The organism is Thalassobacillus hwangdonensis, from assembly GCF_042675915.1.
GTDB classification, from domain to species: domain Bacteria; phylum Bacillota; class Bacilli; order Bacillales; family Halobacillaceae; genus Thalassobacillus_A; species Thalassobacillus_A hwangdonensis.
On record NZ_JBHTKL010000005.1, the window covers coordinates 263,560 to 276,630 of the forward strand.

Here is a 13,071-nt window from a genome sequence, read left to right on the forward strand (position 1 = left end):
AATGATACCATTTTTGTAAGAAAATTTTATTTTTTATGAAACTTTTCGCGTCCGCGAACGTACGTTTTGATAAGAGGTGATGACGGTGAATACAAAACGGGTCTGGCTGGATAAAAATAAAAGTCTGGGAATTATCGAAAGCGAGCATAGCATCTTCGGGTCATGTTTCCATCCAATCATCCTTTATGGTGCGGATGAGTTCTACACGATCAACAACCTGTGGTACACCACGTACCACGGGGCGAGGGAATTTTTCAAAGCACCGACGAATCGCTGTGAAGTCACAGGGAGAATGCGTGAAGTGACTGATAACGAGACGAAGCGAATGATGATCTGGGTCGGTGAAAAAAGCGAATGGACGGTCTGACTTTACATAGAAGGATGAAGGATATCAACCTCCTTTGCAGAAATAAATAGAAACTGAAATTTTCTGAGGAGGAAGGAAATGATCCATAAAGTCGGTCAAATCATGGTGTATGTCAATGATCAGGATCAAGCAGTAAAGTTTTGGACGGAGAAAGTCGGATTTACAGTCATCGCTGAGGAGAAGAGCGGTCCGATGCGCTGGATCGAAGTCGCACCTTCACAGGAGGCGGAAACGAGTATCATCTTGCACGATAAAGCCTTCGTTGCCAGCATGGATGCGGAAATGAACCTAGGAACACCATCATTGATGTTCTTTACGGACAACCTGGATGGAGAGTATGAAGATTTGTTGGGAAAAGGTGTCACTGTCGGCGAGATTGTTGAAATGCCGGGTGGTAGGGTGTTCAATTTTGCAGATGACGAAGGGAATTACTTTGCAGTGATGGAGCGAAATTGAAGGAGATTAAAATGATGGAAATTTTAGAATTGCCTAAGATTGTGTTGAGAAAACTGAGACTTGAGGATGCAGAAGACCGCTACCGATGGTGTCTGGATAAAGAAGTGACCAAGCATTTGAATATGCCTGATACTGATCCTCCTTTTTCAATGGAAGAAACACAAAACTGGATCTCAATGTGCATCAACAGAACCAATGGTTACGAACAAAAGGCCATTGGGACCGAGGATGGGAAACATATTGGCTGGGTTGATTTGAAGAACATAGACCACTTGAATAAACATGCAGAGTTAGGTATTGCCATTGGTGATAAAAGTTATTGGGGCAAAGGTTATGGGTTGTCTGCAATGAAAGAAATGCTGCGTTGGGGATTCAATGAGTTAGGACTTAACAAAATATGGCTCCGTGTCGAAGTGGATAACGTGAGGGCGATCAAGTCTTACAAGCGTATAGGTTATGTGGAAGAAGGTATTTTGCGCCAAGATCGGTTAAGGAATGGATTGTATGTGGATCGTATGAGGATGAGCATTCTGAAAGATGAATTTTTTAAATAATTCAAGAAGGTACTTGATGCAGACGCTCGTTTGGTGAAGCGTCTGTTTGTTTTTGAACTGAAAGGCAGGTAGTTTGAAATGACTGTGGAATTACTATTTGATACGAAATGTAAGTTGGGGGAAGGCCCGATATGGGATCACACGCGAAACTTATTCTATTGGGTGGATATTCTGGACCAAAAATTGTACCGCTATGGCGCAAGAGATAATAAGGTGGAAGTCGTTGCGTTCGATCGAGCCATCGGGTGTGTTGTACCGCGAGAAAGTGGGGGCGTAGTCGTTGCGCTTCAGGATGGGTTCCATTTTTATGATTGGGAGCTGGGGCGTCTGGAGCCTATTACTGATCCAGAGAGCCACTTGCAGGATAACCGATTCAATGATGGTAAATGTGACCCTGCGGGAAGGTTCTGGGCTGGAACGACTGATTCTGTCGGGGTTGATGGGCATGGAGCATTGTATATGTTGGATACGAGTTTAAAGGTTTCGAAAAAAATCAAAAACGTGGGGACATCAAATGGACTGGTTTGGAGCCCTGATGCCACAGCGATGTATTTTATCGATACTCCGACGAGACAAGTGGTCCGCTATACATACGAGCTTGAAAGTGGAATGATTTCGGACCCAGAGGTGGGCGTGGAATTTCCGGAAGGAAGCGGACTTCCGGATGGAATGACGATCGATGAAGAAGGCATGCTTTGGATTGCGCATTGGGGTGGTCATGGCGTATCGAGGTGGGATCCCACCAGCGGTAAGCAGCTCGACTTCATCCAGGTGCCTGCCGTCAATGTTACCTCATGCACGTTCGGGGGAGCAGAGATGAATGAGTTGTACATAACAACGGCAAGGACAAGAACATCTGAAGCGGAGCTCGAACAATATCCGCATGCGGGTGGAGTTTTTAGGGTTCAGACAGGTGTGAAGGGCAGTTATAATGAGCGGTTTGGTGGGTGAGGCGACAAAGAGTATTCTTTCAATAACCTTAAGTTTAAAGAAAAAAGGAGTGCAGTAAATTTGATTTTACATACTGAAGTTTTGGGGGAAGGACAACCTATAGTTTTTTTACATACTGGTCTGCAAACTGGCATGACCGATTTTGAATATCAGAGAGAATATTTTAAAGACAAGTATAAAATTGTTGTTCCTGATTTACGTGGTCATGGTAACTCAGTAAATGAGGACTTGGGTAATTTCTTTGAAGACTCAGCAGAAGATCTTGCAGAAACCCTTAGCCAGTTAGATTTAGAGTCCGTACACATTGTTGGATGCTCATTAGGAGGTTTAGTAGGGCTCTATTTCGCAAAAAGATACTCACATAAAATAAAGAGTTTAACGATTTCTGGCATTTTGTCTGAGAAGCCGGATAATTGGTTGGAACTTCAAAAGGAAGATGTGGAGCACCAGGCTCAATTATTAAAAAATAAAGACGCTGTAAGTTATTTTGACAGCTTGCATAAGTCTGATTGGAGACAATTTCTTGAGATGGCAAAGAACGATGAGTGGTATCCATTTGAAGAAACAAAAGATTTAGATGGGTTCAATGCTCCTGTGCTGTATATGGTTGGTGAGAGAAATGAAGCGGAAACGAAAGGGGCATTATTCTACCCATCATTAAAAGAAGATGTTCATGTTTCTATTATTCCTTTTGCATCACATTTGGTTCATTCAGAACAACCGGATATCTATTCGAGAATATTAGAAAAGTTCATTAATGAAGTTCATGCATAGGACTCCTGTTAGATACGTCTATTTGCTAAATTTACATAATTTTGAAATAATTGTATAGATAATTAGAGTTGGGAGGTTCTATTTTGAATAATGAACTACAGGCGAAAGTCATGATTCTAGGAACTTTTCATATGAGGTACACGCCGGATTTATATAGAGTGGATGCCAGCGATGTACTAGAATCACACAGACAGGAAGAAATACGAGAGGTTCTCGAAAGGATTAAAGAATTTAAGCCGACAAAGATCGCCTTTGAAGTAGTAAAAGATGAAAGTGAGAAATTGAATCGAGATTACCAGAACTATCTACATGACAATTTTCAATTGGAAGTGAATGAAATCCATCAACTTGGATTCAGACTTGCTGAAGAAATGGGGCATGAAGAAGTCTATGCTGTGGATTGGATGGAGTCGGTTGGCAACATAGGCATGGGACAAGTCTTTGATTGGGCGAAAGAGAATCAACCTGAGATGTATCAATCGTTTAAACAAAAGTATCCAGCTCCAAGTTCAGAGGAAATCAAGCAAAAGAGTATATATGAACATATTCGTGAATTGAATGAAGAAAATCACGTCAAAAAGGACCATGAACAATACATGGCGGTTGCAAGAATAGGAGAGGGATCAAATTATGTTGGAATCGATTGGGTAAGATGGTGGTATCAACGAAACCTTATTATCTACTCAAACCTTGCCAATATAACAAAATTGCCGCAAGACAGGACGTTAATGCTGGTTGGTTCTGGGCATGTTTATTTGTTGAATCAGTTTTTGAGGGAAAGTGGAATGTTTGAAGTAGTATCAGCAAATGATTATTTACTCCCAAAATGAATGGGAACATACATAACATTTAAGGTCGCCGGAAAATTTCTGATTGCGCCGGTAAATGCTCGGTGGTCGCCGGAAAATCCGGAAAGTCGCCGACAAACCTCATCCACTCGCTGGAAAGACTAAAATGTCGCCGGAAAAACTCTTGATGAAGGGTGTTTGCCAGATTAGTAGGTGGTTTCGCCAGATAATTTCTATTATCGCCAGATTGCCGGGAACTATCGCCAGAAAACACCCGGGAATCGCCAGTTTAATCGGGCTGCTTTGGGATATAGCGGATAAGCTGAACGAAAAACACGGATAGCTCACATATGGGAGGGATTCATTTGTATGGATACTTAGTTGTTGGGCTGATTGTTGTTATTGGTTTGATCATTTCCTATAATAGATTCCAATTTGCAAAGGCTGAAAAAATGTATCCACCTAAAGGTGAATTTATCACAGTAGATGGATGCAGGCTCCACTTTATAAAAAAGGGAGAGGGGCATCCTGTTGTTTTTCTTCATGGTGGAATTCTTTCCAGCAGGGATTTTGAACGAATTGTTGAATTGGCAGCAGGTAAGGGATTCATGGCCATTGCCTTCGATCGTCCGGGATATGGCTTCAGTGAAAGACCTAAAAGTGAAGTGACACCTATTCAACAAGCCCGAATGCTTCATTCTGCTATAAAAACGCTTGGAGTAGATGAACCGGTGATCATTGTCGCTCATTCCTGGAGTGGTAGTATGAGCCTCTCCTATGCAAACCAGTTTCCTGAAGATGTTCGCGGCGTCATTACATTAGGAGCAGCATTGTATAAAGAAGGATATCCAGCTGAGAATGGCGATCCGCTATCAAAGCTGGTGAAAACTCCAATCCTTGGGAAGTTGATAATGAACACAATGTTGAAATCCCCATTGGGTAAGGGGATGGCTGGCGCAATGGTGAAAGAAACTTTTAAACCAGAGGTCCCGCCTGAAGGATACATAGAAGAGGTATATGCGTTAGCGTTCCGGCCACGACATTTTGCAGCGAACAGGGAAGATGTATTGGCTTTTCCTACAGCAACCAAGGAAATTTCCGAAGACTACAACTCCCTACAACATCCAGTATTAATTCTGGTCGGAGAGGACGATCCATTCGGCACCATCGAACATGCTGAGAGGCTGAATGAGGAGCTGCCTCAATCAGATCTCCGAATCCTGCCGAAGGTTGCTCACATGATTCCAGATGTGCACCCTGAGCTTGTAGTCCAAAACGTAGTTGAATTTCATAAGTGCTTAAGTAGCCGAATTAGTGCTGCAACTAAAAATTAAATACAAAAAGGCGGAGAGCCCTTGAAAATAAGAGAAACTGAATATTTCAGCATGCACGAGTTAGATGAAGGTGTGTACGCAGCTATAGCTAAGCCTGGAAAAGGAGCTTGGAGCAACGCGGGGGTTGTGGATCTTGGCGATTCCTTACTTGTTTTTGATGCGTTCTCAACTCCTACTGCAGCACTGGAATTGAGAAAACAAGCAGAATCTTTAACTGGGAAAAAGGTGCAGTACATGATCAATAGTCATTACCATGGTGACCACGTCTTTGGGAATCAAGCATTCGCGGATGCCACCATCATCTCCACCCCTAGGACCAAGCAACTAATAGAAGAAAATAATACCGTAGGTGATCTGGAGAAAGAAAAGACGGAGATGGAAGCCTATTTACAAAGTCTAAAAGTGCAAATAGAAGAAAGCCGAACGCCGGTCCTCCAATCCAGCCTCGAAAGCCAGTACAACGAAATGAAAAGAGTTCTGGATGACTTACACGTATTAAGAACAGTGCTTCCACAAGTTCTGTTCGAGGAAAAGCTCGTGATTGAAGGTTCGAAAAGAAAAGTGGAGCTTCATTGTTTAGGTGGAGGGCATACGCCAAGCGATACGTTTATGTATTTACCGGATGAAAAGATTGCGTTCATGGGAGATCTGGTGACGGAAAACCTTCATGTCCCCGTTCATGATCCGCAACAGTTTCACGATATTTTGGAATATGTGAAGAAGATGGATATTGATACCCTTGTGCCTGGACATGGTAATGTAGGAAATCTTGAAATGCTACATACACTAGCGGCGTACCTAGATTTCTTAATTCGGACATCCCAGGATGCTATCCGTACTGAAGTAAGCCTGGAAAGCTTATTGGCAGAAGTGGAAGTACCAACTGAATACCGTCAATGGCAAGGTATCAAAGGAATAAAAGGAAACCTCTCTGCAACTTACGCCTTCTATATGGAAGAGACCAAAAAAGAGATTATTGAAAACTACTAATACCTAAATAAGAAGAACCTAAACCCACGCCCACCAAGCGTGGGTTTACTGCTTTAAAGCATGTGGGGACAGTCCCTCAGCGCTTTAACGTACAAAAATATGCCAGGATATGGCTCGAACCAGATTAATAGGACCTGCACCAATTGGAGGGCGGTGCTGGTACGGATGTTTGATTTTCCGTAACATTCTGTAATAGTCGTGAAATAGGATGACGAATGCGATAGCTTAATAGATAACAAGCAAGAAGCTTGTCGAATCATCACCAAAGGAGGAATCGCACACTTGTCTATGAAAAATCTGTTCATCCGCATCGTCACTATTTTCACCGTCATTACAGGGGGATTGCTGATCCATCAGCACACAGCCTCCGCCTCACAGATCGACCCTGACACTACATACTCTTATGAAAAAATGACCAAGGATATCAAAGCGCTAGCTGAACGTTATCCTGACGCAATCACCTATCAATCTATCGGAACTTCTACTTACGGGAAAGAAATCTGGGCTGTAAAAGTTGGGAAAGGGGAGAAAAATATCCTCGTCAATGGTTCCCACCACGCCAGAGAATGGCTTACCTCAACTCTTAATATGAAAATGGTGGAAACCTACGCTAATGCCTATTCCAACCGCACAACTGTCAATGGGTTTCAGGTGCGCCCACTGCTCAATGATGTAGCCATCTGGTTCGTACCAATGGTGAATCCAGACGGAGTAACGCTCCAGCAACAGGGATTGAGCGGCATGCCTTCATCCATTCACGATGATCTGATTAACATGAATGGTGGCAGTGATAACTTCACACGCTGGAAAGCGAATGCAAAAGGGGAAGATATCAACCGCCAATACCCGGCTGACTGGGAAAATATCAAATACAATAGTGGTAAGCCGTCTTATAAAAACTTCAAAGGCTACTACCCGATGCAGGCGATTGAAGCACGCCACCTTGCCGACTTTACGTATGAAACCGGCCCAAGATCCACAGTCGCGTACCATTCCGCTGGTCAAATTGTCTATTGGTACTTCAGTCAGACCGGTGATACCTATGATCGGGATAAGCGGGTAGCTGAAAACATCAGCCAGATTACCGGTTATCAACCAGTTGCCCCTCAGCCAAACCCATCTGGCGGCGGCTATACCGACTGGTTTGTTGATGAATTCAAACGTGTTGGCCTTACCATCGAAATTGGAGCCTATCCAGGTGAACGCCACCTGCCAACAAGCGCCTTCGACCAAGCATGGACACGTAACAAAATCGTGCCACTCCGCATGGCCCAAAACGCAAGATAGAAATTAAGGGGACAGTCCTTCAGCATTTTAAAGTGCTAGGGGGCTGTCTCTTTATTTGTTTTGGTTTATTTTTCCAACGTCATGTATAATGGATGTATAGTTGGGGGTGGTGCAATGTCCGTGAATCTCTATCAAATCAATATCCAAACAGAAGATCTCACCAAAGTGAAATCTTATTTGAGCAGATGGTTACTGGAAACATATCAGCAGCAACCTGAAATTACCGAACGCCAGCTTACCCTCGAGGATTTCTTTGAACACGAGTCGCCTAAACTATTTGCAGTCCGTAAGCTTCAGGACGGCTGGACTACCGTACTGCATGACTCCTACGAAAAGCTGGAGGAATTCAACCAAAAGCTATCTACATATTTTGATGGGCTTGTCGTCCATACCCTTGGTCAAAGTACCGTCGATACCTATTATTTAAGTGTCCATCAACGAGGGGAATTGACAAGAGAACTCTACTGTGGTGAAGATACACTTGGTGTGGAAGAGCGGGGCAATCCATTGCCATTTGAATCGGAGCTTTTATTCGATGAGGTAGGGGACAGTATTTTCATCGACTATATTTACTTAGAAGAATTTTGTGAACAGCTCGGTATCCGTCATTTGATAGAAGCTGAAGCCATTGATGGTACATGGGAGGTAATGAGAATTACAGAAACTACGGGAAATCCCTCCACTCTTATTCAGAGGTTTATGAATAAGGTATTCAAACGCACCTGATTATTAAAATCATTCTGCAAGGAGGAAGTATGTTGGAGTTGCCAGTATTTAAATATAACCCTAATCCATTGGGCATCAAGGTGATTAAAAAGCAAAAAAACAGGATGTCCTGTTTGTAAGAAAAATCAGTCTTATGTGTATGTCGGTCCTTTTTTCTCTGTTGAAGAGGTGGAAGGTATATGTCCTTGATGTATAAAAGATGGTTCCGCAGCTGAGGTTTTTGAAGGCGAATTTCAAGACATCGAGAACTGTGATCCTGTGGAACACGAGGAGTACATCAACGAGCTTGCTTACAGAACACCTGGATATTCAGGCTGGCAACAGGAATATTGGTTAAGTCATTGCGGCGATTTTTGTGCGATTAAAGCTTACGTTGGATGGAATGAGATTAAAGAATTGGAAAGCGAATTATCAGATGATATTAAACGGATCTGTGATCAGTTTCAGATTACAGAAGAGGTATTTAAACGAAGTTTAGTGAATGGTGGCGATCATCAAGGCTACCTTTTTCAATGTTTTTCTTGCGGGAAGCACCGCTTACATAGTGATCTATCATAAAAATTGAGGTGGGAAATTGAATGTCATTTCCAAAGCACTCCCTATCTGCAGGGGCGGTCGTATTAAATGAAGAAGGAAAAATCCTCCTGATCAAAGGTCCGCGCAGGGGATGGGAATTTCCCGGTGGAATCATAGAAAATGGTGAAGCAATCCAGGATGGAATCATCAGAGAGGTCAAAGAGGAGTCCGGTATCGATATAGAAATAACGAAGTTCTGTGGTGTGTACCAGAATTTGAACGCCAATGTGTGTGCCACATGCTGGCTGGCGAGATCAGTAGGCGGAGAATGCCGAACGAGCAGTGAAAGCTTGGAGGTCGGTTTCTTCACCTTGGAGGAAGTATCAGAGATGGTGACCTGGTCAAATTTTAAGGAGCGAATCTATAAAATATTGAATGAGGAAGAGCACCCATTTTGTGTAGCCTTTTAAAAAGATAAGAATGTGGGCGTTCACCTTTGAAAATAGCCCCCAGCTAAATGGGGGCCACAAATACAATCTTAGTGCTGGTCCTTTTCCTGCATCTTCCTCACGTTCTCTTTATGAAAAGGGGAGGAAAGGTCTTCATCAACCACACTGAACGGATTTCCGTCCGGGTCGAAAAAGTCGAAGAACTTCATTCCTCCGAATTCATGGATTTCCGATGTCGGCACATCATTCTGGCTAAAATGATCGTAGGCTTCGTGAATATCCTGGACAACGAAGTTATAATAGCTATTCTTTTGACCATTGCCGATGTTGAAATCCGTCGGCTGAGGTTCGGAAACTTCCATCAATCCTAGCTGAACCGAGCCTGTTGGAAAATAAAACCCTGCACCGCCCTCCCAAGAATCGATTTCCTTCACACCGAGGTGCTTTGTGTACCACTCTTTCGCCTTTGCTAAATTCGTTACTGGTACAAAGATACTTCCTATTTGAAACATACAACTCCTCCTAATAATTCTTTTCATACCTTTAACGGTTTTCACGTTCAAAAAGTTACATATTTTCAAAAATGAAGAGGGATTCCATGATTTTGACTGAAAAACACATACACGCTTTATATACTTACTGCATTAGCCTGACCTCATCCACCTGGGACGCGGAGGATCTTGTTCAGGAAACGATCCTGAAAGCCTATGTACAGAACAAGGTCCCCCGGAGCGAGCTGTCGCCTGCTTACTTGAAGACGACTGCAAAGCATTTGTTCATCGATCGCAAGCGAAAAGAAAGGCCCGGCTTCTCCTTTGACGAAACCCTCCACCACTACCATGAGGATTTCACCGATTTTGACAGCCTGATCGAAGCACTCATCCACACGCTGCCACTGAAGCAGGCGATGCTGGTGATGCTGAAGGATGGATTCGGATACACCTCAAAGGAAATTTCCTTCATGCTTCGGGTACGTGATGAGGCGGTGAAGACCGCACTCCATCGCGCCAGAAAAAAACTCCCTGCTACGATAGATTCGATGTACAAGCCCGAAGCTCCTGCCAATGCAATTGCAGGGTTTGCCAAGGCAGTAAAAACATCAAGACCAGAGCAAATCTTTTATTATTATCGCTTGCTGGATGCGCACCAGTACAAAGTGGGAAGAGGGAGGGAGAGTTTTTACATCACGGATATTGGAGGGAATGTTTTGCAAATCACAACAAGTAAAAAGGCTGTGAACTGAAATGAGTGGTTATAAAGCAGTACTGTTTGATTTAGACGATACGCTACTTGATAAGGAATGAAGCCGTAGCTAACATCTTCCTGATTATCTTGGGAAAATGATGCGAGAACATAGATCTCTCAACGCAAAATGAAATGCTGTTAAAGTTCCGGGGAGATGATGAAAGGTGCTATGGAATAAGTGATAAAACAAGTGTCCTTGAATCTCTTTTTGATGAATATGCCCCCATCGATTGCCGCTAAGTCATCTTCCATAAAAAGGGCTACGAATTCCTGTGCGGATTCGTAGCCCTCTATGTATCTACTGATCAATCTTCACTCACAATTCTCAATCCTAATGCATCCAACGATTGCTGGACAGTTGAATAGACACGCACATCTTTAAGCTGCAAGTTGGAATGGACAGATTTCATCGCCATGTCCGGCCGGATTCCGGAAATGATCGGTGTAACCCCTAGAAGTTTCAAAGCCTGCGCCGTTCTTTGCATTTGCTGGACCATGCGTTCATTGATTTTCGACACACCGGATAAATCAATTAACAAGTGATCAAGGTCCATCGTTTGGCTTTTGTATAATGCATCCTCAATCAGGCGTTCCCCTCTTAACTCATTTATTTCACCAATGATAGGAAGAATTGCAACTCCTTCACATATTGGAACAATAGGTACCGACAGCTCATTGATCCGATTTTTCGCTTTGTCCAATTGGAGGACATAGGTCAGGATGGAGGCCAGTGATTGGAAATGGGTGACGTCCGCGTCCGTGAAGGCGTATGGCTTGTTATCCATGCCACACAGAGTCCCGTACTTTTCACCATCTTCATAGATAAGCGGAACGCCAATAAGGGATCCGCCACCGAAAGCTTTGGTGACATTCATATCTTTGGTAAGGTCACTTTTGTTCAAATCAGGAACGATAAGTGGTTCACGACCACTTTTGACGATCAATATTCAATACGACTCCTGAAAATCGATATTGAAGCCTTCCTCGAGAAGCACTTCTTCTCGATTAAATGCTTTCACTACATCGACTTCCTGACCATCGTTACTCGCAATGAAAAATGTATTGAGATCGATCTTTTCTTTCAACAATTCAAATACATGCCCTGCTACTTCTTCGATCGTATGATTCGGCATCCAGACCCTCCTTCAGTAAGAAGTTGCTATATTTATATAATTTTAGTATAGCACACACGTTCCACATCTGACTTGTAAAAGAGTTTGATAGTTTACCACTTTAAAGCAAGTGGGGACAGTCCCTCATCGCGTTAAAGCGGTGGAGGGACTAGTCTTTTCTAATTTTTCTGAAAAATGTGTTGTTTTATTTTCGAGAGTAGCGTATATTGAAATTAATACTTAATTCGTTCAATGAAAGAAGTAAGTTCGAACAGATAAATCAAGCAGTTTTGAGGTGAACGCGGTGCGCGTCCTAAGGAATGGAAGCAAAGAATTAATTAAAGAAATCAACCGATTCAAGGTTTTGAATATCGTTCGTCATCAGCATCCCATCAGCAGAAGTGAGATTACCAAGCAATGTGATCTTGGAGTTTCTACTCTCTCCTATATTATGGAGGACTTGAAGAACCAAGGACTAATATACGAGGTGGGGGAATCTTCATCGACTGGTGGTCGACGAGCGAAGTTGATTGAGTTTAATAAAGATTTTGGATCGACAATCAGTGTGAAAATCGAAGAGACACAAATTTTGGTTGCGCTTACAAACATGGATGCAGAGATTCTCTCCAATCGTTCTGTTCCATTCCAAAAGAGTACGTCACCAGAAGTTGTCGTGGATATGATCGAAACTACTCTCAAACAGCTACTCACTGAGAACAATAAAGAAATCACCGACCTTCTCGGTATAGGAATTCTTTCTTCTGGTTTGGTCAATCGTCATGAAGGCAGTGTCATCCGTTCCTCCATGTTGGGATGGAAGAACGTCTCCATCACTGACATGTTGAAAATCAAATTTCCAAACGCACAAATTTTTGTAGATAACAATATCAATGGCTACACCTTGGCGGAACTGGAAAAGGGAGAAGGGCAGGAAAATAACAATTTCCTCGTCGTCTCCATCGGTGCCGGACTTGGACTTTCTGTTGTCATTGACCGGAAAATCTATTACGGCTCAACTGGTGGTGCGGGTGAATTCGGTCATACCAGCATCGTGGTCGACGGCTACGATTGTCACTGTGGGCAGCAAGGATGCCTTGAGATGTATGCGTCTGAATTCTACTTCCACAACAAAGGGGAAGAGCTCATGCATGCGTACCCGGAAACTATCTTGAATACATTCCAATTCTCTGAAGTTGCCGAAGCAGCATCAGAAGGAGACCCGCTAGCTAAAGAGTTGATGCATGGAATGGCGAAATATCTCGGACATGGCGTGCGTAATCTGATCAACACCTTCAACCCTGACAAAATTGTCATAGCTGGAGAAGGTTCGAAATACCATCATCAGTTCTTGGATAAGGTGAAGCGCATCGCAAATGAGAATTTCTTTGAAAAAGTCGGCATCAAGACTGACCTTGTAATTACTCGATTAGAGGATGATGCATGGCTGACAGGTGGAGCTTTGCTGGCGATCAATCACATCTTCCAGGAGCCAATCTACGAACAAATGAAAGCTGGCGTATGA

General features: G+C 43.1%; 16 protein-coding genes and 2 pseudogenes. 15 read left to right on the forward strand and 3 right to left on the reverse strand.

The features are described from left to right. The first annotated feature begins 85 nt into the window (after nucleotides 1–85). The 12 genes and pseudogenes from ACFQ2J_RS10735 to ACFQ2J_RS10790 all read left to right on the forward strand — a co-directional run bounded on the left by ACFQ2J_RS10735 (nucleotide 86) and on the right by ACFQ2J_RS10790 (nucleotide 9,213). Nucleotides 86–367 (forward strand): hypothetical protein, encoded by a 282-nt coding sequence (locus ACFQ2J_RS10735; protein WP_386059880.1) that lies wholly within the window; start codon nucleotides 86–88, stop codon nucleotides 365–367. Between the two features lie 78 nt (nucleotides 368–445). Next, nucleotides 446–823: a VOC family protein gene (locus ACFQ2J_RS10740; protein ID WP_386059883.1), complete on the forward strand. Its 378-nt coding sequence runs from the start codon at nucleotides 446–448 to the stop codon at nucleotides 821–823. A gap of 14 nt (nucleotides 824–837) precedes the next feature. Then, nucleotides 838–1,377, forward strand: coding sequence for a GNAT family N-acetyltransferase (locus tag ACFQ2J_RS10745; RefSeq protein WP_386059886.1), 540 nt, complete (start codon nucleotides 838–840; stop codon nucleotides 1,375–1,377). Nucleotides 1,378–1,455: 78 nt separating this feature from the next. Further along, nucleotides 1,456–2,328 (forward strand): SMP-30/gluconolactonase/LRE family protein, encoded by an 873-nt coding sequence (locus ACFQ2J_RS10750; protein ID WP_386059889.1) that lies wholly within the window; start codon nucleotides 1,456–1,458, stop codon nucleotides 2,326–2,328. 60 nt (nucleotides 2,329–2,388) lie between these two features. Next, nucleotides 2,389–3,102, forward strand: a complete 714-nt coding sequence (locus ACFQ2J_RS10755; protein WP_386059892.1) for an alpha/beta fold hydrolase — start codon at nucleotides 2,389–2,391, stop codon at nucleotides 3,100–3,102. A gap of 83 nt (nucleotides 3,103–3,185) precedes the next feature. Next, the gene (locus ACFQ2J_RS10760) at nucleotides 3,186–3,932 is read left to right on the forward strand and encodes a DUF5694 domain-containing protein (RefSeq protein ID WP_386059895.1); all 747 of its coding nucleotides are present in this window, start codon (nucleotides 3,186–3,188) and stop codon (nucleotides 3,930–3,932) included. Between the two features lie 323 nt (nucleotides 3,933–4,255). Then, a complete protein-coding gene (locus ACFQ2J_RS10765) occupies nucleotides 4,256–5,224 on the forward strand; it encodes an alpha/beta fold hydrolase (RefSeq protein WP_386059897.1) in 969 nt (322 codons plus the stop codon). Between the two features lie 21 nt (nucleotides 5,225–5,245). Beyond that, nucleotides 5,246–6,214, forward strand: coding sequence for an MBL fold metallo-hydrolase (locus ACFQ2J_RS10770; protein WP_386059900.1), 969 nt, complete (start codon nucleotides 5,246–5,248; stop codon nucleotides 6,212–6,214). Nucleotides 6,215–6,502: 288 nt separating this feature from the next. Further along, nucleotides 6,503–7,501: a M14 family zinc carboxypeptidase gene (locus ACFQ2J_RS10775; protein WP_386062465.1), complete on the forward strand. Its 999-nt coding sequence runs from the start codon at nucleotides 6,503–6,505 to the stop codon at nucleotides 7,499–7,501. Nucleotides 7,502–7,615: 114 nt separating this feature from the next. Beyond that, nucleotides 7,616–8,227, forward strand: a complete 612-nt coding sequence (locus ACFQ2J_RS10780; RefSeq protein WP_386059903.1) for a hypothetical protein — start codon at nucleotides 7,616–7,618, stop codon at nucleotides 8,225–8,227. A 135-nt stretch (nucleotides 8,228–8,362) separates the two neighbouring features. Further along, nucleotides 8,363–8,785: pseudogene (locus tag ACFQ2J_RS10785) on the forward strand (CbrC family protein). Nucleotides 8,786–8,805: 20 nt separating this feature from the next. Beyond that, nucleotides 8,806–9,213 carry an NUDIX hydrolase gene (locus ACFQ2J_RS10790; RefSeq protein WP_386059906.1) on the forward strand — a complete coding sequence of 136 codons (408 nt, stop codon included), beginning with the start codon at nucleotides 8,806–8,808 and terminating at the stop codon, nucleotides 9,211–9,213. 68 nt (nucleotides 9,214–9,281) lie between these two features. Here the strand turns inward: ACFQ2J_RS10790 and ACFQ2J_RS10795 are convergent, their stop codons facing one another. Continuing rightward, nucleotides 9,282–9,704: a VOC family protein gene (locus tag ACFQ2J_RS10795; RefSeq protein ID WP_386059909.1), complete on the reverse strand. Its 423-nt coding sequence runs from the start codon at nucleotides 9,702–9,704 to the stop codon at nucleotides 9,282–9,284. Between the two features lie 86 nt (nucleotides 9,705–9,790). Here ACFQ2J_RS10795 and ACFQ2J_RS10800 point away from each other — a divergent pair, with 86 nt between their 5' ends. Both ACFQ2J_RS10800 and ACFQ2J_RS10805 read left to right on the forward strand, forming a co-directional pair. Continuing rightward, nucleotides 9,791–10,435, forward strand: a complete 645-nt coding sequence (locus tag ACFQ2J_RS10800; protein ID WP_386059912.1) for an RNA polymerase sigma factor — start codon at nucleotides 9,791–9,793, stop codon at nucleotides 10,433–10,435. Between the two features lies 1 nt (nucleotide 10,436). Continuing rightward, a pseudogene (locus tag ACFQ2J_RS10805) lies at nucleotides 10,437–10,662 on the forward strand (HAD family hydrolase); the annotation flags it as partial. Between the two features lie 80 nt (nucleotides 10,663–10,742). Here ACFQ2J_RS10805 and ACFQ2J_RS10810 read toward each other — a convergent pair. After that, complete coding sequence (locus tag ACFQ2J_RS10810) at nucleotides 10,743–11,381, reverse strand: STAS domain-containing protein (protein ID WP_386059915.1); 639 nt, start codon at nucleotides 11,379–11,381, stop codon at nucleotides 10,743–10,745. 3 nt (nucleotides 11,382–11,384) lie between these two features. Then, entirely contained in the window at nucleotides 11,385–11,570 is a 186-nt protein-coding gene (locus ACFQ2J_RS10815) for a hypothetical protein (RefSeq protein ID WP_386059918.1), read from the reverse strand. 283 nt (nucleotides 11,571–11,853) lie between these two features. On the opposite strand from ACFQ2J_RS10815, the gene ACFQ2J_RS10820 reads away from it, so the two are divergent. Further along, nucleotides 11,854–13,071 (forward strand): ROK family transcriptional regulator, encoded by a 1,218-nt coding sequence (locus ACFQ2J_RS10820; protein ID WP_386059921.1) that lies wholly within the window; start codon nucleotides 11,854–11,856, stop codon nucleotides 13,069–13,071.

Bases quoted from the DNA above. Each gene is read 5' to 3' on its own strand.
- ACFQ2J_RS10775 (WP_386062465.1), top strand. From the start codon at position 6,503: ATGAAAAATCTGTTCATCCGCATCGTCACTATTTTCACCGTCATTACA.
- ACFQ2J_RS10745 (WP_386059886.1), top strand. From the start codon at position 838: ATGGAAATTTTAGAATTGCCTAAGATTGTGTTGAGAAAACTGAGACTT.
- ACFQ2J_RS10795 (WP_386059909.1), bottom strand. From the start codon at position 9,704: ATGTTTCAAATAGGAAGTATCTTTGTACCAGTAACGAATTTAGCAAAG.
- ACFQ2J_RS10750 (WP_386059889.1), top strand. From the start codon at position 1,456: ATGACTGTGGAATTACTATTTGATACGAAATGTAAGTTGGGGGAAGGC.
- ACFQ2J_RS10740 (WP_386059883.1), top strand. From the start codon at position 446: ATGATCCATAAAGTCGGTCAAATCATGGTGTATGTCAATGATCAGGAT.
- ACFQ2J_RS10790 (WP_386059906.1), top strand. From the start codon at position 8,806: ATGTCATTTCCAAAGCACTCCCTATCTGCAGGGGCGGTCGTATTAAAT.
- ACFQ2J_RS10780 (WP_386059903.1), top strand. From the start codon at position 7,616: ATGTCCGTGAATCTCTATCAAATCAATATCCAAACAGAAGATCTCACC.
- ACFQ2J_RS10800 (WP_386059912.1), top strand. From the start codon at position 9,791: ATGATTTTGACTGAAAAACACATACACGCTTTATATACTTACTGCATT.
- ACFQ2J_RS10815 (WP_386059918.1), bottom strand. From the start codon at position 11,570: ATGCCGAATCATACGATCGAAGAAGTAGCAGGGCATGTATTTGAATTG.